The 18436-nt window shown below is 53.9% G+C and carries 21 protein-coding genes; 6 read left to right on the top strand and 15 right to left on the bottom strand.

What is annotated here, in order from left to right:
* Position 1: 1 nt before the first annotated feature.
* Positions 2-238, bottom strand: coding sequence for a DUF1656 domain-containing protein (locus AB6731_RS06255; RefSeq protein WP_020884333.1), 237 nt, complete (start codon positions 236-238; stop codon positions 2-4).
* Positions 239-424: 186 nt separating this feature from the next.
* Here AB6731_RS06255 and slyA point away from each other — a divergent pair, with 186 nt between their 5' ends.
* Positions 425-865, top strand: coding sequence for a transcriptional regulator SlyA (gene slyA / locus AB6731_RS06250; protein WP_014169785.1), 441 nt, complete (start codon positions 425-427; stop codon positions 863-865).
* A 35-nt stretch (positions 866-900) separates the two neighbouring features.
* Here the strand turns inward: slyA and AB6731_RS06245 are convergent, their stop codons facing one another.
* Both AB6731_RS06245 and slyB read right to left on the bottom strand, forming a co-directional pair.
* A complete protein-coding gene (locus AB6731_RS06245; RefSeq protein WP_047744553.1) occupies positions 901-2262 on the bottom strand; it encodes a GGDEF domain-containing protein in 1362 nt (453 codons plus the stop codon).
* A 235-nt stretch (positions 2263-2497) separates the two neighbouring features.
* On the bottom strand, positions 2498-2965 hold the full coding sequence (gene slyB, locus AB6731_RS06240; RefSeq protein WP_014169789.1) for an outer membrane lipoprotein SlyB: 468 nt from the start codon (positions 2963-2965) through the stop codon (positions 2498-2500).
* A 255-nt stretch (positions 2966-3220) separates the two neighbouring features.
* Here slyB and anmK point away from each other — a divergent pair, with 255 nt between their 5' ends.
* From anmK to pdxY, 5 genes are all read left to right on the top strand, one after another.
* Complete coding sequence (anmK, locus tag AB6731_RS06235) at positions 3221-4345, top strand: anhydro-N-acetylmuramic acid kinase (protein ID WP_020884330.1); 1125 nt, start codon at positions 3221-3223, stop codon at positions 4343-4345.
* A 93-nt stretch (positions 4346-4438) separates the two neighbouring features.
* A complete protein-coding gene (mliC, locus tag AB6731_RS06230) occupies positions 4439-4762 on the top strand; it encodes a C-type lysozyme inhibitor (RefSeq protein ID WP_020884329.1) in 324 nt (107 codons plus the stop codon).
* Between the two features lie 57 nt (positions 4763-4819).
* Positions 4820-5476, top strand: coding sequence for a pyridoxamine 5'-phosphate oxidase (gene pdxH, locus AB6731_RS06225; RefSeq protein WP_025204349.1), 657 nt, complete (start codon positions 4820-4822; stop codon positions 5474-5476).
* A gap of 125 nt (positions 5477-5601) precedes the next feature.
* Positions 5602-6876 carry a tyrosine--tRNA ligase gene (tyrS, locus tag AB6731_RS06220; protein WP_032678025.1) on the top strand — a complete coding sequence of 425 codons (1275 nt, stop codon included), beginning with the start codon at positions 5602-5604 and terminating at the stop codon, positions 6874-6876.
* A gap of 65 nt (positions 6877-6941) precedes the next feature.
* Entirely contained in the window at positions 6942-7802 is an 861-nt protein-coding gene (pdxY, locus tag AB6731_RS06215; protein WP_014169794.1) for a pyridoxal kinase PdxY, read from the top strand.
* Positions 7803-7861: 59 nt separating this feature from the next.
* Here the strand turns inward: pdxY and gstA are convergent, their stop codons facing one another.
* The 12 genes from gstA to blr all read right to left on the bottom strand — a co-directional run bounded on the left by gstA (position 7862) and on the right by blr (position 18255).
* Positions 7862-8467 (bottom strand): glutathione transferase GstA, encoded by a 606-nt coding sequence (gene gstA / locus AB6731_RS06210; protein ID WP_014169795.1) that lies wholly within the window; start codon positions 8465-8467, stop codon positions 7862-7864.
* A gap of 105 nt (positions 8468-8572) precedes the next feature.
* Positions 8573-10081, bottom strand: coding sequence for a dipeptide/tripeptide permease DtpA (dtpA, locus tag AB6731_RS06205; RefSeq protein WP_014169796.1), 1509 nt, complete (start codon positions 10079-10081; stop codon positions 8573-8575).
* Between the two features lie 617 nt (positions 10082-10698).
* Positions 10699-11334 (bottom strand): endonuclease III, encoded by a 636-nt coding sequence (gene nth, locus AB6731_RS06200; RefSeq protein WP_014169797.1) that lies wholly within the window; start codon positions 11332-11334, stop codon positions 10699-10701.
* A complete protein-coding gene (locus AB6731_RS06195; protein WP_014169798.1) occupies positions 11331-12017 on the bottom strand; it encodes an electron transport complex subunit E in 687 nt (228 codons plus the stop codon). The genes nth and AB6731_RS06195 overlap by 4 nt, the downstream gene beginning before the upstream one ends.
* A gap of 2 nt (positions 12018-12019) precedes the next feature.
* Positions 12020-12640: an electron transport complex subunit RsxG gene (gene rsxG / locus AB6731_RS06190; protein ID WP_020884325.1), complete on the bottom strand. Its 621-nt coding sequence runs from the start codon at positions 12638-12640 to the stop codon at positions 12020-12022.
* A gap of 10 nt (positions 12641-12650) precedes the next feature.
* Positions 12651-13703, bottom strand: coding sequence for an electron transport complex subunit RsxD (rsxD, locus tag AB6731_RS06185; RefSeq protein WP_014169800.1), 1053 nt, complete (start codon positions 13701-13703; stop codon positions 12651-12653).
* The gene (gene rsxC / locus AB6731_RS06180; protein ID WP_371006056.1) at positions 13704-15926 is read right to left on the bottom strand and encodes an electron transport complex subunit RsxC; all 2223 of its coding nucleotides are present in this window, start codon (positions 15924-15926) and stop codon (positions 13704-13706) included.
* Positions 15919-16497: an electron transport complex subunit RsxB gene (rsxB, locus tag AB6731_RS06175; RefSeq protein WP_032678028.1), complete on the bottom strand. Its 579-nt coding sequence runs from the start codon at positions 16495-16497 to the stop codon at positions 15919-15921. The genes rsxC and rsxB overlap by 8 nt, the downstream gene beginning before the upstream one ends.
* Positions 16497-17078: an electron transport complex subunit RsxA gene (gene rsxA / locus AB6731_RS06170; RefSeq protein WP_014169803.1), complete on the bottom strand. Its 582-nt coding sequence runs from the start codon at positions 17076-17078 to the stop codon at positions 16497-16499. Before rsxA ends, rsxB begins: the two co-directional genes overlap by 1 nt.
* A 76-nt stretch (positions 17079-17154) precedes the next feature.
* On the bottom strand, positions 17155-17595 hold the full coding sequence (locus tag AB6731_RS06165; RefSeq protein WP_025204344.1) for a DUF2569 domain-containing protein: 441 nt from the start codon (positions 17593-17595) through the stop codon (positions 17155-17157).
* A gap of 86 nt (positions 17596-17681) precedes the next feature.
* A complete protein-coding gene (ydgT, locus tag AB6731_RS06160; protein ID WP_006174966.1) occupies positions 17682-17897 on the bottom strand; it encodes a transcription modulator YdgT in 216 nt (71 codons plus the stop codon).
* 232 nt (positions 17898-18129) lie between these two features.
* Entirely contained in the window at positions 18130-18255 is a 126-nt protein-coding gene (blr, locus tag AB6731_RS06155) for a division septum protein Blr (RefSeq protein WP_170289847.1), read from the bottom strand.
* Positions 18256-18436 lie beyond the last annotated feature (181 nt).

Genomic DNA, 18436 nt, shown 5'->3' with positions numbered 1-18436 from the left:
TTCACCACACAATCAAGACAGCTAGGCCCAGGCATACGGAAAGGGCAAACAGGGAGAGATCCATTAACATGGGGTGCCAAATCTCGCCGGAGTACATCCAGTCGCGAAGCAGGCGATGGGCTATGAGCCAAATCATAAAGCCGACCAGGACGGCCTTAAACAAGGGCGGAAAGTAGACTGACGCACCGAAAATCAGGTCCTGAAGGGGGAGTCCCACGGAGCTTTGAAAAAACGTCACGGGCAGAGATCCTTTGCAGTGAACAAAATGCCGCGAGGGCGAGTCTTAATCTGATGGAACATCACAATTCAGTGTAAGTCATCCTTTTAAGTTCGATGAATGCAGTATTGCATTTGTTTTGCCAATACAAATGCTGCACACTATTCTAAAATCAGTATAATAACTTAGCAAGCTAATTATAAGGAGATGAAATTGGAATCGCCATTAGGTTCTGATCTGGCAAGGTTGGTACGCGTCTGGCGTGCTCTGATTGACCATCGCCTGAAACCTCTGGAATTGACACAGACGCACTGGGTCACGCTGCATAACATTCATCAGCTGCCACCCGACCAGTCACAAATTCAACTGGCAAAAGCGATCGGCATTGAGCAACCGTCACTGGTACGTACGCTTGACCAACTGGAAGAGAAAGGACTCATCTCCCGGCAAACCTGCGCCAGCGATCGTCGCGCTAAGCGGATTAAGCTCACTGAGAAAGCGGCCCCTATCATTACTGAAATGGAAGCCGTTATCACCAAAACGCGCGGCGAAATCCTTTCCGGGGTTTCACCCGCAGAGCTTGAACTGCTCATCAGCCTCATTGGACGCCTCGAGCAGAACATCCATGAGCTGCAGTCACGCGACTGACACCATCACAAGGCCTTGCTGCTGCAAGGCCTTTTTTACCTCGATACAACGACACGGTTACGCCCGGTCTCTTTCGCTTCATACATCGCCTTGTCAGCATTCTCCACGCACGCTTCAGCGGTCGTCGTCGGAGAGGTGGCGGTAAATACCCCCATGCTAATCGTGATGGATTCAGGTAACTGACCCCCGCTGCTGACCTTATCAAAACTGCTCAGCTTTAGCCGTATGCGTTCAGCCACTTGGTACGCTGCCTCCGACGAAGTATTGGTCAGCATCAGGACAAATTCTTCCCCACCAATACGTGCCGCAATGTCCTGCGGGCGGACGGAATCCATCAGCAGGTTGGCGACAAACTGCAATACTTTGTCTCCCTGCAGATGGCCGTAGCAGTCGTTGATGCGCTTAAAACGGTCGAGATCGCTGACGATAACCGACACAGGGTGGTTGGCTTTGCTGATGCTGAGTGCCTGATTTAAGGCGTCGTAAAAATAACTGCGGTTGTAAAGGCGCGTCAGCGGGTCGCGGATCGAGTTCTGATAAGACTGCTGATACTTTATGTGCGAGTCGCGATACAGGTTAAAGACGTCGTACAGCAGGACAAAAATAATCATCAGCGTCGCCACGGTTTCGAATAAGCGAGCGTGATACCAGGACGTGTCCTCAGCATGCCCGCCGGCTAACAGTAATGAGAGCGTCAGGACATAACAAACACATAAGAAATTACCGCCAACCCAAAAAAGATTCCGCACCCGGGTAATCGTCATTAACGTTGCTAATGCCACAACCCAGAGAAGAATCAAAAAGATATTTATGACCTGGCTCCAGAGAACCATAAATTGCCGGGTTTCATTATCCACCAGATCCAGCGTTATCAGTGCCGAGTGGCTGGAGCAGAACCAGGCCAGGGCGACCATAGAAACCGTAAACAGCATTGTACCGATAACCACGGCAATATGCGCGGGGCGTGAAAGGGGATAATCCCGAATAGAATAGAGCAAGGCTGAGACTATTATCAGCACCGCCATAAGAATATGACGGAACATAAAGAAGATCATGGCGTCGTTATAGTCGACAACATTGAACTGATAGAGATCCAGCCATGACGGGAAGCTGGACAGGGTACCGGCCATCAGCATCGTCGAACCGGCGAAGGCCGAGGCGAGGGCGATAAGGTACAACCGCCGTCTGTCACACCAGTATTTCATGACCATGAAGCAGGCAATAAACAGGTGGAATACCAGCAAAAATATGGTAAGTGTCGGGAATAGCAGCGGTGAGAATGAAGGGACTAATTCGACCAGTTTTACAAAGAGACCTTGTAATATTCCAACGACGACGATGCATCCAAAACAGAATGTAATATAAGGGTTCTTAAAATATCGTTGTAGTGCAAGCATAGGGATTTGACGGAATAATAAAATTAAAAAATGTAAAGTAAGAAAGAGAGTAACAGGCGTGGAGAGTAAATACTTTGCGCAGGAACAAGATATACCGCGCTTAATGATTCATGGCGGGAATGTTTTTTGTAAATATATTACTGGTAATTATATTATATGTAAATAGATTTGTTTACGGACTTCGCTAAACGGATTTGTTAAATGGATGTGGTCTGATGACCACATCCATTTTGAATTAGCGTGGAGAAACGGTGACCTGGCTTCCGTTGCTCGCCAGAACAACGCGCTGGCCGGCAGAGAAACGGGTATTACCTTGTTTCTGTACTACCATGATGGTGCTGCCGTCATCTTTACGGATTTCCAGTTCTACGCCCTGGCTTTTGTTCATTGCACCCTGAACGCCCTGGCCTGCAACACCACCCGCAACGGCACCTGCTGCCGTGGCCAGCGAACGACCCGTGCCACCGCCTACGGTATTACCGAGGAAGCCACCCAGCACAGCACCGCCGATGGCACCCATCACGTTGCTGTCATCGCCACCCTGAATTTGTACAGGACGTGCGTTAACAACGGTACCGTAAGTGACGCTCTGAACCTGTTTGGCTTCAGAAGCGCTGTACACGTCGCCAGAAAGTGAACTGTCATTCACACAGCCTGCAAGGGTTAAACCGATCAGCGAAACGCCCAGTACACGTAAAATCATTTGAATCTCCTGTTCACCAAAAACGCCCGATGGCGGGCATCCGTTATGGCTAAATTATATGGCATAAGGGGCCATAGTTCATATCTTTGCACTAACAATAAGAAAATTGTACTTGAATTTAACTTAACGAGACATAAACGGGCACCCGGCAGGTTACCTGTCTGAGATTGTTAAAAAATATTATCGCCGGATAGCAAAGCGGCGCTGTTTATGGTTGAGTGGAGAGCATTAGCCCACGCAACGTAAGGAAAGCGCATGAAATCGGGTCGCTACATTGGTGTGATGTCGGGTACCAGTCTGGATGGCGTAGACGTCGTTCTGGCCGCTATTGATGAAAACATGGTGGCACAGCAGGCGAGCCTGACCTGGCCTATCCCCCTGGCGCTGAAAGAGGACATTCTCAGTGTCTGTCAGGGGCAGCAACTGACGCTTTCTCAGCTTGGTCAGCTTGATGTGCGGCTGGGGGCGCTGTTTGCCGATGCGGTACTGGCTCTGATGCATAAAGAAAAGCTTCGCCCGCAGGATGTCGTCGCTATCGGCTGTCACGGACAAACGGTCTGGCATGAGCCGGTCGGCGATGCACCGCATACCCTGCAAATCGGCGACAACAACCAGATTGTGGCGAAGACGGGCGTGACCGTAGTCGGTGATTTTCGGCGTCGCGATATTGCGCTTGGCGGGCAGGGCGCGCCGCTGGTGCCCGCTTTTCATCAGGCATTGTTGACCCATCCGACAGAGCGCCGAATGGTGCTGAACATTGGCGGTATTGCCAACCTGTCTCTGCTTATCCCGGATCAACCCGTACGCGGCTATGACACCGGCCCGGGTAACATGCTGATGGATGCCTGGATCTGGCGTCAGCGTGGTCAGGCGTATGATAAAGACGCGCAGTGGGCCAGCGAAGGCAAAGTGATCATCCCGCTGTTGCAGTCCATGCTAAGCGATCCGTACTTCGCCCTACCGGCGCCCAAAAGCACGGGGCGCGAATATTTCAACTATGGCTGGCTCGAACGTCAGCTGGCGCAGTTCCCGGCGCTTGCACCGCAGGATGTCCAGGCGACACTCGCCGAGTTAACGGCGGTCTCGATATCGGAACAGGTTCTTCTCAGCGGTGGATGCGAACGCCTGCTGGTGTGCGGCGGCGGCAGTCGTAACCCGTTGGTGATGGCACGTCTTGCCGGGTTATTGCCGGGTACCGAGGTGACGACCACCGATGAAGCCGGCATCAGCGGCGATGATATGGAAGCGCTGGCCTTTGCCTGGCTTGCCTGGCGCACCATTGCCGGGCTTCCGGGCAATTTGCCGTCGGTGACTGGCGCACGTGAGGCCAGCGTCCTCGGGGCCATTTTCCCGGCGAATCCACGTCATAATCAGAGTTAACTGAAATTCAGCGCGGCGTGTGGTCGTTAGAATGGAATGAAACAGGAGGGCAGCCATGCCCTCCAGGACCAGGAAAGTCTTCGGAATACGCCCATGAAAAAACTTCTTCTTATTGCCGCGCCTTTATTGCTGTCAGGATGCAGCGTCTACAACCAGTTCCTTGATCGCATGCAGACCGATACCCTGGAGTATCGCTGTGATGAAAAACCGCTGACCGTTAAGCTGAACAATCCGCGTCAGGAAGCCAGTTTTGTCTACGACAACAAATTGCTCACCCTCAAGCAGGGCATTTCTGCCTCCGGCGCACGCTACACGGACGGAATTTATGTCTTCTGGTCGAAAGGCGACAGTGCCACCGTCTACAAACGCGACCGTATTGTGCTGAACAATTGCCAGCTCGAAAATCCGAAGCGTTGAGATTTTTACAGGGGCGGCGCACAATAGCGCCACCCAATGTCAATGTCAGCTAACGCCATGTCAGATAACGACGAACTGCAGCAAATTGCGCATCTGCGCCGTGAATACACCAAAGGCGGCCTGCGTCGCCAGGATCTTCCCGCCGAACCCCTCGTGCTTTTTGAACGCTGGCTGAAACAGGCCTGCGAAGCGAAACTCGCCGACCCAACGGCAATGGTTGTCGCAACGGTAGATGAAAACGGTCAACCGTATCAGCGTATCGTCCTGCTCAAACATTATGACGAGAAAGGCCTGGTGTTTTACACCAACCTGGGCAGTCGTAAGGCACACCATTTAGAAAACAATCCTCGTATCAGCCTGCTGTTCCCGTGGCATATGCTGGAGCGTCAGGTGATGGTCACCGGCAAAGCAGAGCGTCTCTCCACGCTGGAAGTGGTGAAGTATTTCCACAGCCGTCCGCGTGACAGCCAGATTGGCGCCTGGGTCTCAAAACAGTCCAGCCGTATTTCGGCGCGTGGGGTGCTTGAAAGCAAATTCCTCGAACTGAAGCAGAAATTCCAGCAGGGCGAAGTTCCGTTGCCCAGTTTCTGGGGGGGCTTCCGCATTCCGATCGAGCAGATGGAATTCTGGCAGGGCGGCGAACACCGTCTGCATGACCGCTTTTTATACCAGCGTGAAAATGGCGGCTGGAAAATCGACAGGCTGGCACCGTAATCGCCGAAATTTGTTGATTTAAGCGCTAGCGCAGGCCGCGCTTGCGCTTTATTCTATGTACCTTTCGCATCAGGCGAAAAGTCGTGTACCGGCAAAGGTGCAGTCGTTTATACATGGAGAATTTGATGGCAAGCAGTAACTTGATTAAACAATTGCAAGAGCGGGGCCTTGTGGCTCAGGTGACGGACGAGGAAGCGTTAGCAGAGCGACTGGCGCAAGGCCCGATCGCGCTCTATTGCGGCTTCGATCCTACCGCTGACAGCTTGCATTTGGGGCATCTTGTTCCATTGTTATGCCTGAAACGCTTCCAGATGGCGGGCCACAAGCCTGTCGCACTGGTTGGCGGCGCGACCGGTCTGATTGGCGACCCAAGCTTTAAAGCTGCCGAGCGTAAACTGAACACCGAAGACACCGTGCAGGAGTGGGTGGATAAGATCCGCAAACAGGTTGCGCCTTTCCTCGACTTTAACTGCGGTGACAACTCTGCGATTGCGGCCAACAACTATGACTGGTTTGGCGGCATGAACGTGCTGACCTTCCTGCGCGACATTGGCAAACACTTCTCTGTTAACCAGATGATTAACAAAGAAGCGGTGAAGCAGCGTCTGAACCGTGACGACCAGGGCATCTCCTTTACCGAGTTCTCCTACAACCTGCTGCAGGGTTATGACTTTGCTTGCCTGAATAAACTGCACGGCGTCTGCCTGCAGATTGGTGGCTCTGACCAGTGGGGCAACATCACGTCGGGTATCGATCTGACGCGTCGTCTGCACCAGAACCAGGTCTTCGGTCTGACCGTTCCACTGATCACCAAAGCCGACGGCACCAAATTTGGTAAAACCGAAGGCGGCGCGGTATGGCTTGATCCGAAGAAAACCAGCCCGTACAAATTCTACCAGTTCTGGATTAACACGGCGGATGCCGATGTTTATCGCTTCCTGAAGTTCTTCACCTTTATGGACATTGAGACGATCAATGCTCTGGAAGAAGAAGACAAAACCAGCGGTAAAGCGCCACGTGCTCAGTACGTACTGGCTGATGAAGTGACCAAACTGGTTCACGGTGAAGAAGGTCTGGCCGCGGCAAAACGTATTACTGCAAGCCTGTTCAACGGGACGCTGAGCGATCTGAGCGAAGCGGACTTCGAACAGCTGGCGCAGGATGGCGTGCCGATGGTTGAGATGGAAAAAGGTGCCGACCTGATGCAGGCGCTGGTGGACTCCGAGCTGCAGCCATCCCGCGGTCAGGCGCGTAAAACCATCGCCTCGAACGCTATCACCATTAACGGTGAAAAACAGGCCGACCCGGAATACACCTTCGCTGACAGCGATCGTCTGTATGGCCGCTACACGCTTCTGCGTCGCGGTAAGAAAAACTACTGTCTGGTCTGCTGGAAATAATTAAAAGTATCCAGGGGCGTGGGAAACCACGCCCCTTTTGTTTTTTCAGGGTTTGGTAAGTAAAAATGAAGAACATCCTCGCCATTCAGTCCCACGTTGTCTTTGGGCATGCTGGCAACAGCGCCGCGGAATTTCCGATGCGCCGCCTCGGTGCCAACGTCTGGCCCCTCAATACCGTGCAGTTCTCAAACCATACACAATACGGTCAATGGACCGGCTGCGTGATGCCGCCTTCGCACCTCACCGACATTGTGCAGGGCATTGCCAATATCGATCAGCTAAAACGCTGTGATGCGATACTGAGCGGATATCTCGGTTCGGCAGAGCAGGGAGAGCATATCCTGGGCATTGTCCGCCAGGTGAAAGCGGCAAACCCGGCGGCGAAATACTTTTGTGATCCTGTTATGGGGCATCCGGAGAAAGGCTGTATCGTGGCCCCCGGCGTGGCTGAATTCCATGTGCGTCACGCGCTGCCGGCTAGCGATATTATTGCGCCGAACCTGATTGAGCTGGAAATTCTCTGCGAGCATCCGGTGAATAGCGTAGAAGAGGCGGTAAGCGCTTCTCGTGAGCTAATAGCCCAGGGGCCGGAGATTGTCCTGGTGAAACATCTCGCGCGCGCAGGGCTGAGCAGGGACCGTTTTGAGATGCTGCTGGTGACGAAAGACGAAGCCTGGCATATCAGCCGTCCGCTGGTGGACTTCGGCATGCGTCAGCCGGTGGGTGTCGGTGATGTGACAAGCGGTTTGCTGCTGGTGAAATTACTTCAGGGAGCCACGCTGCGGGATGCGCTTGAGCATGTGACTGCTGCGGTTTACGAAATCATGAAGGCGACAAAAGAGATGCAGGAGTATGAACTGCAGGTGGTCGCGGCACAGGATCGTATCGCGAAACCGGAGCATTACTTCAGCGCGACCCGGTTATAACGGTTCACGTTCCTGTCAGCCGGGTAGCGACAGCGCCACCCGGCAATACAGTGCGCCGGTCAGTTCAACCCTTCTGCTTTAAGCGCTGCAGCCACCGCAGGACGCGCGGCTACGCGATCCATGTACGATGCAATGTGGTCCAGCCCGTCCATGTTGAGCTTAATGGCCCGCGCCCAGCGCAGCACGGTGAACAGATAGGCATCGGCAATCGTAAAACGCGCGCCCCCAATCCACTGATCGTCTTTCAGCGATGCGTTAACGTACTGCAGTTTTTTCTCCAGTTGAGCACGTACGGTCGGTTTGTACTCTTCCGGCGTCTCCGGACGGAACAGCGGCGTAAAGCCTTTGTGCAGCTCGGTCGCAATGTAGTTCATCCACTCCAGCGTTTTGTAGCGAGAAACCGTGCTTACCGGTGCCAGCAATTGCCTGTCGGGCACACTATCGGCGAGGAACTGCATAATCGCCACGCCTTCGGTCAGCAGGGTACCGTCATCCAGCAGCAGAGCCGGAACTTGTCCCTTCGGGTTAATAGCAAAAAAATCATCGCCGTTTTCCAGGCGTTTTTTCATCAGGTCAACGCCATCCAGCGTGAAATCTTTGCCGCTCTCGCGCAGGGTAATGTGGGAAGCAAGAGAGCACGCGCCCGGTTTGTAGAACAGTTTCATCGGTAACTCCTTTTTGCTGAGGTTTCAGCTATGTTAGTGCGCGAACGGGTAAAAAAAAAGCCGCTAATACATTAGCGGCTTCTGTTCAGTCGTTTCTCAGTGACATTATGCGGTAGCGGTTTCGGTCGCTTTCGCCGTCTTGTCGTCGTCCTGAGTCATGCGATTCAGCTTCGGCGCAGTCAGCATCATCAGAACCGCGATAACCGCAGTAGCAATACCAATCTGCATGAACACGGTACCGTAGACGTTCAGAGAGACCAGTGGGTCAGTCACGTTATCCGGCACGGCCATCAGGTTTGCAATTTTACCTGCGATGATGGCGGCACCCGCAGTGGTCAGGAACCAGCTACCCATGATGAAGCCCATCAGACGCTGAGGAACCAGTTGTGCAACCATCGCCAGGCCCAGACCGGAGATCATCAATTCACCGATAGACTGCAGCGCGTAGCTCAGGATCAGCCAGTTAACGGAGACGATACCGGCGTCAGTCGCAAATTTCGTACCCAGCGGCAGTACCAGGAATGCGCCAGAACACAGCAGCATACCGATAGCAAATTTGTGCGGCATCGGCAGACGGTCGCCCATTTTGTTATAGATAGCAGCCAGAATCGGGCTACCAATCATGATCCAGAACGGGTTCAGGGCCTGATACTGCTCCGGCTCGAACGCGATACCCAGGATTGAGTGTTCAACGTTACGGATAGCGAAGAAGTTCAGAGACGTTGGCATCTGGCTGTACAGAACGAAGAAGATAATCGCTTCCAGCATCAGGATGAAGGCCACAATCATCTTACGACGAGCGGCACCCTGCATGGCGAAGGCTTCTTTCGCGAAGATGATCACGATACCCAGCGCAACCACACCCAGAACCGCACGCGCGATGCCCTGGTTATGCAGCAGCCAAGTTGCGATTGCCGCGAGGATCACCACGCCGACAATGGTCGCCAGCAGTTTGCCAATGTGAACCGGTTCGAAGTCTGGTTTGGAGCCGTAGTCTTTTACCCAGCGTTTGCAGAAGGCAAAGTTAACCACGGTGATCAGCATACCGACAACGGACAGGGAGAACGCAACGCTCCAGCCGAATTTAGCGGCCAGCCACGGGGTTGCCAGCATGGAGAAGAAGGAACCGATGTTCACGGACATGTAGTACATGGTGAATGCACCGTCCAGACGCGGGTCATCTTTGTTGTAACAGGTAGAGAGCAGGGAAGACGGGTTCGCTTTGAACAGACCGTTACCGACGGCGATAGTCGCCATACCCATATACACCACAGCGGCATCGTGACCAGACCATGCAACCAGCGCATAGCCAACGGCCAGGACAATCGCACCCAGCATAATGACACGTTTAGTCCCGAGGACTTTATCACCCAGCCAGCCGCCGATAGCGACCAGACCGTACACCAGGGCACTGAAAGAGGAGAACAGCGTAATGGAATCTGCTTCGGACATACCCAGCTGTTTTACCAGGTAAACCGCCATGATCCCTTGCAGGCCGTAATAACCAAAACGCTCCCATAACTCGATAGAGAAGATGAGATAGAACGCTTTAGGTTGTTTAAAAGCGTTAAGACTTACGCTTTCATCTGTTGGTTTATTGTTTGCAGTCGACACATATACCTCTTTTTTTACATCCCATATTAACGGGGGTGTTCATCGCGTGATGGCCGTAGTCCATCCGCCTTATAGTTATATTGGGAGGAGAAACGGCGGGTAATGTTCACTATCCTGCACCGTCTGGCAATACGTTTGTAATAATCTGTTACATATAACTGGGCCGCTATAATCGGCGGTTCATACAAATGTTATTCAGCGTTAAATTTCATACGATCTGTAAAGGGAGTTTTTTTGACTGGCATTCACCCATAATTTGCCCTCAATGGCGATATGTTCTGCTATTTGAGGTTTATTGCAGTGATATAGCCCATATTCTGAAAAATAGCTGGTCTTATGTGTTGCTCGTGATGAGTTTGATCTTGTCTGGCAAAGGGTTTACGCCGCTTTTAACAACAAAAATTCAACACGAAGTTATCAGGGTGATCTTGATCACATATGTATAGAAATTTTTGGCTATGAAAAAAGTATTAACCTGTTTGAGCGTTAAAGGCTCGAACAAGTGATAAGGGAAGCGGTAAGGAAGGCGGATAAATTATGGTCAAAAGAAGGTCTACTGGTAGACCCTCTCTTGGTAAGGAATTGGCGTTGCGTCAGAAAACGAAAAGCGGAAGATATCAGGGATACACTTTCTCTTTGTACTCGCAGAGATCTTCGATAATACAGGAGCCACAGCGAGGCTTACGGGCAATACAGGTATAACGGCCATGGAGAATGAGCCAGTGATGGCAATCCACCTTAAATTCGGCGGGAACCACTTTTAGCAGTTTCTCTTCAACCTGCTCGACATTCTTGCCCGGTGCGAAGTTCGTGCGGTTAGAGACGCGGAAAATATGGGTATCAACGGCGATAGTCGGCCAGCCAAACGCGGTGTTAAGTACCACATTCGCAGTCTTGCGTCCCACGCCGGGTAATGCTTCCAGCGCGGCGCGATCTTCCGGCACTTCACCCCCGTGCTGTTCCAGCAGGATCCGGCAGGTTTTGATCACGTTCTCAGCCTTGCTGTTAAACAGACCGATGGTTTTGATATAGGACTTCACCCCGTCCACGCCCAGTTCCAGCATCGCCTTTGGCGTGTTGGCGACCGGATAAAGCAGGGCGGTCGCCTTATTAACGCTCACGTCGGTAGCCTGCGCAGAGAGCAGCACGGCGATCAACAGCTCGAACGGGGAGTTAAAATTCAGCTCCGTCGTCGGATGTGGGTTCTCATCCCGCAGACGGGTCAGGATCGCAATGCGCTTTTCTTTATTCATGAGGCCTTCTCGGGTATTCCTTCCTGTACGCTGCGCTCAGCCACGCGGCGCTTACGTTTTTCATCAATCAGGTATTTTATCGCCAGCATCATGCCGAGGCCAATAAACGCGCCTGGCGGCAGCATGGCCAGCAGGAACGGCGTATCGGTGTGGAAGACTTCGATGCGCAGCGCTTTAGCCCAGCCGCCGAGCAGCGCATCTGCGCCATCAAACAGCGTTCCGTTACCCAGGATCTCACGCATTGAGCCGAGCACGAACATGGCACCGGTTGCCCCCATACCAATAGAGAAACCATCCAGAGCCGACATCGCCGGGCTGTTTTTTACGGCAAAAGCTTCCGCGCGCCCGACCACAATACAGTTGGTTACGATGAGGGGAATAAAGATCCCGAGCGACTGATACAGACCGAACGCATAAGCGTTAATCAGCATCTGGACGATACTCACCACCGACGCGATGATCATGACGTAAATCGGAATACGGATTTCCGATGGCGTCCAGCGGCGCAGGGCAGAGATGGACAGATTGGTCAGGGTGAGAACCAGCGTGGTTGCCAGCCCCAGACCCAGCGCGTTGGTGGCGGTGGATGTCACTGCCAGCAGCGGACACATCCCCAGCAGCTGTACCAGCGCGGAGTTGTTCTTCCACAATCCCTGGACGATAACCTCTTTAACCTGGCTCATGATTACTCCTCACAGGCCGGAAGATTGTTCATCTGCGCGGGCAGCGTTTCCGCATACAGCCCGGCTCGTTTTACGGCATTGACCACGGCCCGTGGGGTAATGGTTGCCCCCGTGAACTGGTCAAACTCGCCGCCATCCTTTTTCACAGCAAATGCAGGATCCGCTTCGCCGTGGATCACTTTTCCGGCAAAATGCAAAATCCAGTCGCTCAGACGGGTTTCAATTTTATCCCCCAGGCCTGGCGTCTCATGATGTTCCGTCACGCGCGTACCCAACACGGTACCGGAGAAATCGCTGCCGACCAGCAGTTGAATCGCCCCGGAGTAGCCATCGGGCGCCGTCGCTTCCATTACCGCGCCTACCGCGTTATCCCCCTTACGGGCAATAAAGACGCGGTGCGGGCCTTTGCCTAACTGAGGTGCCTGGACCACGAAGCAACTTTTCTGCAGGTCATTATCGTAGAAATCAGGGGGGATCACCTGATCGAACAGGGCTTTTTGCTGCTTCACCGCCTGTTCGTCGATGGTCGATTTGGTCAGGTTGTTCACCAGGGCCGTCAGTCCGGTGAGGACCGCGGCGAAAATGGCCAGCGTGACGCCATGTTTTTGCATTGTTTTCAGCATCGCGAAACCCTTAACGGTGGCCGTACACGCGCGGACGCGTGTAGTAGTCGATGAGCGGAACGGTGATGTTCGCAAGCAGAACCGCGAATGCCACACCGTCCGGGTAACCGCCAAAGCTGCGGATGAGCCACACCAGCAAGCCGGCCAGTGCACCGAAGATCAGGCGGCCACGGTTCGTGGTAGATGCCGTTACCGGATCGGTCAGGATAAAGAACGCACCCAGCATGGTTGCCCCCGAGAGCAGATGCATCTGTGGGCTGGCGAGCGATTCTGGCGAGAACACCCATCCCAGTGTGGCGCAGACCGCCAGCGTCACGAGGAAGCTGACCGGAATATGCCAGCGGATCGCTTTCTGCTGCAGCAGGAAGAGCCCGCCCAGCAAATAAGCAAGGTTCACCCACTGCCAGCCCGCGCCCGCCAGCATGCCGCTGAAGATGGCAGATTTCATAATCTGATCGACGGAGTGTCCGGCATGCAGGGAGGTTTTAAACGTATCGAGTGGTGTGGCCTGGCTGATGCCATCCACGCCCATACGCAGCGCGTTCATATCCGCACCGAGCGCGGTATGGCCGGTAAAGATAACGTGCAGGGCATCCATAAAGCCGGGTACTGTCGCGGCAATGTCATGCGGCGGCAACCAGCTGGTCATCTGAACCGGGAAGGAGATGAGCAGTACGACGTAGCCAATCATCGCCGGGTTGAACGGGTTATGGCCCAGCCCACCATAAAGTTGTTTGGCAATAATGACTGCAAACACCGTACCGAGCACCACCATCCACCACGGAGCAAACGGTGGAATACTGATTGCCAGCAACAGGCCAGTCAGCAGTGCTGAGTTATCGGCAAGGATGCGGGAAACCGCCAGCTTACGCAGTTTAAGCACCAGGGCTTCTGCCCCTAAGGCGCTGGCACAACCCAGCACTATCTGGAACAGCGTTCCCCAGCCGAAAAACCAGCACTGAACGGCAATGCCCGGCAGCGCCGCCAGGCACACCAGCATCATGATGCGTGATGTCTGGCGCTGATTATGGGTGTAAGGGGAACTTGCGATTCTGAAAACCATTTAATCCTCGTTAACTGCTTGCTGTGCGGCTTTCTTCGCCTGAACGCGCGCAATGGCGGCGGCGACTGCGGCTTTACGTGGGTCGTCGTTTGCGGCCGGCTGCTGTTCTTCCTGCTGTGCTGCTTTGCGTGCCTTGGCGCGGGCAATGGCGGCTTCAACAGCCGCCTTACGCGGGTCGACAGGTGCTTCAGGTTCAGCGGCTTCAGGCTGCGCCGCCGCTTTACGCGCTTTGGCACGGGCAATGGCGGCTTCGACAGCCGCTTTACGCGGGTCGACGGGGGCTTCAGGCGTAGCGGTTTCAGTCTGCGCCGCTGCTTTGCGCGCTTTAGCGCGCGCGATCGCCGCTTCAACAGCCGCTTTACGGGGATCTACGGCCTCCACTTCTTGCTCAACCACCACGTTTTGCTCGCCGGCCTTACGCGCTTTGGCGCGAGCGATCGCCGCTTCAACAGCCGCTTTACGGGGATCTACGGCCTCCGCTTCTTGTTCAACTACCACGTTTTGCTCGCCGGCCTTACGGGCTTTGGCGCGGGCAATGGCGGCTTCAACGGCGGCTTTACGCGGATCGATCTCAGCGTCAGAGGAGGCTGACTGTGCTTTTTCTGCCTGACGGGCGCGCGCAGCCGCTTTACGCGCTTCGCGGGCGGCAATCGCTTCGCTGTTATCCGGTTTTTCACCTGCCGGGATCACCACGGTCTGGGCTGCCGTCGCTTTTTTCTCCCGCACGCGTGCCAGTGCGGCATTAATCGTATCCTGGTCTTTTTCGCCGGGCTGAACTGCGGCCTGTTTGTGACGCGCCTGACGGGCCAGTTTTTCACGCTCCAGACGCGCCTGACGCGCTTCAAAACGTGCTTTCGCTTCGGCTGCGCGTTTCTCTTCCATGGAGATGGCATAAATCTCGGCCTTCTCCTGGCGGAAGTACTGCACCAGAGGAATGTTACTTGGGCAGACCCAGGCGCAGGCGCCGCATTCGATGCAGTCGGCCAGGTTATGGGCCTGCGCTTTATCGTGCAGCTGACCTTTGCTGTACCAGTACAACTGTTGCGGAAGTAAATCCGCCGGACAGGCATCGGCACAGGCGCTGCAGCGGATACAGCCTTTCTCCTCCTGCTCTTCACCCATTTCAGTCGGGGAGGGGGCAAGCAGGCAGTTTGTGATTTTTACTACCGGGACATCGAGCCACGGCAGGGTAAAGCCCATCAGCGGGCCACCCATGATCACCATCTGGTCGCTGCCCGGGCAAAAATCAGCCTGTTCCAGCAGATGACGAACCGGCGTACCCAGACGCGCCCAGACGTTGCCCGGACGTGCTACAGATTCACCGGTCAGCGTAACCACGCGCTCGGTCAGCGGTTCACCGTCCACCACCGCACGTTTCACGGCGTAGGCTGTCCCGACGTTTTGCATCAGCACCCCGATGTCCGAAGAGCGTCCGCCATGCGGAACCTGCTTGCCGGTCAGAATTTGCGTCAGCTGTTTGGCGCCGCCAGAGGGGTACTTGGTTGGGATAACGCGCAGGCCGATATCGTGGCTGCCGTTGAGGACGGCGCGCAGCATCGAAATAGCCTGTGGCTTGTTATCTTCAATGCCAATCAGCACTTCGCGCGGCTGCAGAATATGGGCAAGAATGCGGATCCCTTCCACGACCTGCGCGGCGCAGTCCTGCATCAGACGATCGTCGGCGGTGATGTAGGGTTCACATTCCGCTGCATTGATGATCAGAGTCTGAATTTTATCGCCGCCGCCGTGCAGTTTGACGCCGGTAGGGAACCCTGCGCCGCCCAGGCCGGCAACGCCGAATTGATGAATACGCTCGATAAGCGCTTCGCGGCTCCGGTTGCGGTAGTCGCTCCAGCCGTCACGTTCTATCCAGCGGTCTTCTCCGTCGGCTTCAATAATGACGCTCAGCTCGGAGAGCGCAGAGGGGTGTGCAACGGTATGGGGGGCGATCGCCATCACTGTACCGGAGGTCGGAGCGTGGACCGGCAGCATACGTCCGCGACCGAACGTTAACGGCTGGCCGCGAAGGACGGTATCGCCTTCTTTCACGCACAGTTCACCCTCAGCACCGATATGCTGTTTCAGCGGCATGACGTAACGGGACGCCAGCGGAATTTGGCGCAGCGGCGTGCCGTTGGACTGGGTTTTCATTTCAGGTGGATGGATACCACCGTCAAAGTCCCAAATCTTCTCTTTTCTGAAAGCAGAAAATAACTTAAGCATGTTGTTCCACAGGAATGATGCGAACCGGAATGGTTTGAAGATCCCACTTCCAGCTTTCGGTAGTCGGTTCAACCGGGCGCAACGCGATACATTGCGTCGGGCAGGGCGCCACGCAGAGGTTACAGCCGGTGCACAGATCCGCCACGACGGTGTGCATGGCGCGCGTTGCGCCAACGATGGCGTCGACAGGGCATGCCTGAATGCATTTTGTGCAGCCGATGCAGTTCGCTTCGTCAATCACGGCGAGGGCGCGAACCGGCTCCTGCACATCTTCATCGCCGTCAACAGGTTGCGGGTCAACGTTAAGCAGGGCGGCTATTTTCAGCATTACCGCTTCACCGCCGGGTGCGCAGCGGTTAATTTTTTCACCCTGCACGCCTACCGCTTCGGCATAGGGGCGGCAGCCAGGATAGCCACACTGCCCGCACTGGCTTTGCGGCAGAAGCTCATCGATTTTTTCTACAACAGGATCATCCTCTACCGCGAAACGGCGGGAGGCGTAACCCAGAATAAGGCCAAACACCAACCCCAGCACGCTGATAGAGGCGATGGCTATCCAGACAGTACTCATTACAACTTCACCAGACCACTAAAGCCCATAAAGGCCAGAGACATTAAACCTGCTGTCACCAGGGCGATCGCGTTACCGCGGAATGGCGCAGGGATATCCGCTGCTGCCAGACGCTCGCGAATCGAGGCGAACAGCACCATCACCAGAGAGAAACCGACGGCGGCAGAAAAACCGTACAGCGCCGATTGCATGAAATTATGCCCAAGGTTGATGTTCAGCAGCGCCACGCCAAGTACTGCACAGTTGGTGGTAATCAGCGGCAGGAAGATACCCAGCAGGCGATAGAGAGCCGGGCTGGTTTTACGCACCACCATTTCTGTGAATTGCACTACCACCGCGATGACCAGAATAAAGGACAGCGTACGCAGATAGATTAAATCCAGCGGGATGAGGATCCAGTTATCAATCAACCACGCGCAGATAGACGCCATCGTCATCACGAAGGTGGTGGCCAGCCCCATGCCCATCGCAGTTTCCAGCTTTTTGGAAACCCCCATAAATGGACACAGGCCAAGGAACTTCACCAGGACGAAGTTGTTAACCAGCACAGTGCCGACAAAGAGCAGTAAGTAATCGGTCATTATTTAGCCTGAAATAAAAAAGCCGCCTATTATCGGACAAACCACCGCAGGCGACAACAGGTTATCTGTAAGGTTATTACGGGTTCACAAAGGTGTTCTTCACCCGCGTCGAACGCTTGAAATAGGGCACCAGCAGCGCCGCCGCCAGTAACGGGAAAAGCAGCTGGCGAACGGCCAGGGCATCAGAAACTGGCGAAAAAGCAAAGGCTTTCACCGCCAGCAGGACCGAAATCAGCAGCCAGATAATGTAGTGTTTAGGGACACCCTTACGGCGCTTAAAGAAGGCAATGGTCAGCCATAGCGTGTAGTACCACATCCCGATTGCAAAAACGAACGACACAAACCACATCGTAATATTAAGCACACTTTGCGACATCAGGGTCTGGATTGCATGAGGTGTAATCAGAGCGGTGGTATAAAGCAGCAGCGCAAGTGATGCGCTTAATAAGGCAACCAGCAGCCATGCCAGTGGGGCGATTAACCAGCCTCCAATTCGTTCTCCAGGCGTTGCGGTCATGAACTCTCCCATAATCTGCGCGAAATGTTGTACAGCCAGTTTGCAGGGCGGAGAGTATATAACATTTCGCGCGGATGGCTACTTTCTTATAAAACGTAGCGCCATACAGACTTAGGCACTTCACCGACGTTGAACAAACGGCCACCGGAGACCAGCTCCGCACGGCGGTGGTCAGCGGCGCGATACATATTGATGATTTCCTGATTATCCGACAGCGTGTAGTTCAGATGGTCAAACAGTTTTTCCAGGCTCTCAAGCGAATTGATCTTGCGAAATTTTAATAAATAGTCCTGAACTGTCATATTAATAAGTTTCCATATAAAAGTGAGTAATACCAGTTAAGGTAATTCGTCCGAATAATAAACGGATTAATAAAGACGTAAACAGCCCACTCAGATAACGCGACTAAATTAGGAGTTTTCTTTGCTGAAAGTACAGGCATCAGACGATGCCTGTAAGAGAAGGTTAACCGTGTTCACCAGGGCTGGCAATAAGTAACTGACATATTATGTCACTCTTTATTGCGGTAACCGGTTACTTAGGTTGGGCGACGGTGGCAGGCTCCGGCGGCTGGTAGTTATCGATATGGCTGGCAACGCCAAGCAAAATGACCGATACCCCAAGGACAATCCATCCCGCTAATTCAATGATTCGATTAATAATTGACGTCATGACTGGTACGTGTAATTTATCCATAAATACAGGTTGCAAATGTTACAGCGCCGTTTCCCCCGCGGCAAGTGCTTTGGGAACGGTTCCCCTAAACAAAATCAGAACGTTAAATCTATGTAACAAAAACAACCGGCATAGCCTGCTATTTTACGTCATATGGCACATGATT

Source organism: Enterobacter sp. RCC_40 (genome assembly GCF_041360735.1).
GTDB classification, from domain to species: Bacteria; Pseudomonadota; Gammaproteobacteria; order Enterobacterales; family Enterobacteriaceae; genus Enterobacter; species Enterobacter ludwigii.
This window is presented reverse-complemented; position numbering and strand designations above follow the sequence as displayed.

What these genes read in the sequence shown, in the direction of transcription:
- slyA (WP_014169785.1), top strand. Translation starts at nt 425, where the DNA reads ATGAAATTGGAATCGCCATTAGGTTCTGATCTGGCAAGGTTGGTACGC.
- AB6731_RS06245 (WP_047744553.1), bottom strand. Translation starts at nt 2,262, where the DNA reads ATGCTTGCACTACAACGATATTTTAAGAACCCTTATATTACATTCTGT.
- slyB (WP_014169789.1), bottom strand. Translation starts at nt 2,965, where the DNA reads ATGATTTTACGTGTACTGGGCGTTTCGCTGATCGGTTTAACCCTTGCA.
- anmK (WP_020884330.1), top strand. Translation starts at nt 3,221, where the DNA reads ATGAAATCGGGTCGCTACATTGGTGTGATGTCGGGTACCAGTCTGGAT.
- mliC (WP_020884329.1), top strand. Translation starts at nt 4,439, where the DNA reads ATGAAAAAACTTCTTCTTATTGCCGCGCCTTTATTGCTGTCAGGATGC.
- pdxH (WP_025204349.1), top strand. Translation starts at nt 4,820, where the DNA reads ATGTCAGATAACGACGAACTGCAGCAAATTGCGCATCTGCGCCGTGAA.
- tyrS (WP_032678025.1), top strand. Translation starts at nt 5,602, where the DNA reads ATGGCAAGCAGTAACTTGATTAAACAATTGCAAGAGCGGGGCCTTGTG.
- pdxY (WP_014169794.1), top strand. Translation starts at nt 6,942, where the DNA reads ATGAAGAACATCCTCGCCATTCAGTCCCACGTTGTCTTTGGGCATGCT.
- gstA (WP_014169795.1), bottom strand. Translation starts at nt 8,467, where the DNA reads ATGAAACTGTTCTACAAACCGGGCGCGTGCTCTCTTGCTTCCCACATT.
- nth (WP_014169797.1), bottom strand. Translation starts at nt 11,334, where the DNA reads ATGAATAAAGAAAAGCGCATTGCGATCCTGACCCGTCTGCGGGATGAG.
- AB6731_RS06195 (WP_014169798.1), bottom strand. Translation starts at nt 12,017, where the DNA reads ATGAGCCAGGTTAAAGAGGTTATCGTCCAGGGATTGTGGAAGAACAAC.
- rsxG (WP_020884325.1), bottom strand. Translation starts at nt 12,640, where the DNA reads ATGCTGAAAACAATGCAAAAACATGGCGTCACGCTGGCCATTTTCGCC.
- rsxD (WP_014169800.1), bottom strand. Translation starts at nt 13,703, where the DNA reads ATGGTTTTCAGAATCGCAAGTTCCCCTTACACCCATAATCAGCGCCAG.
- rsxC (WP_371006056.1), bottom strand. Translation starts at nt 15,926, where the DNA reads ATGCTTAAGTTATTTTCTGCTTTCAGAAAAGAGAAGATTTGGGACTTT.
- rsxB (WP_032678028.1), bottom strand. Translation starts at nt 16,497, where the DNA reads ATGAGTACTGTCTGGATAGCCATCGCCTCTATCAGCGTGCTGGGGTTG.
- rsxA (WP_014169803.1), bottom strand. Translation starts at nt 17,078, where the DNA reads ATGACCGATTACTTACTGCTCTTTGTCGGCACTGTGCTGGTTAACAAC.
- AB6731_RS06165 (WP_025204344.1), bottom strand. Translation starts at nt 17,595, where the DNA reads ATGACCGCAACGCCTGGAGAACGAATTGGAGGCTGGTTAATCGCCCCA.
- ydgT (WP_006174966.1), bottom strand. Translation starts at nt 17,897, where the DNA reads ATGACAGTTCAGGACTATTTATTAAAATTTCGCAAGATCAATTCGCTT.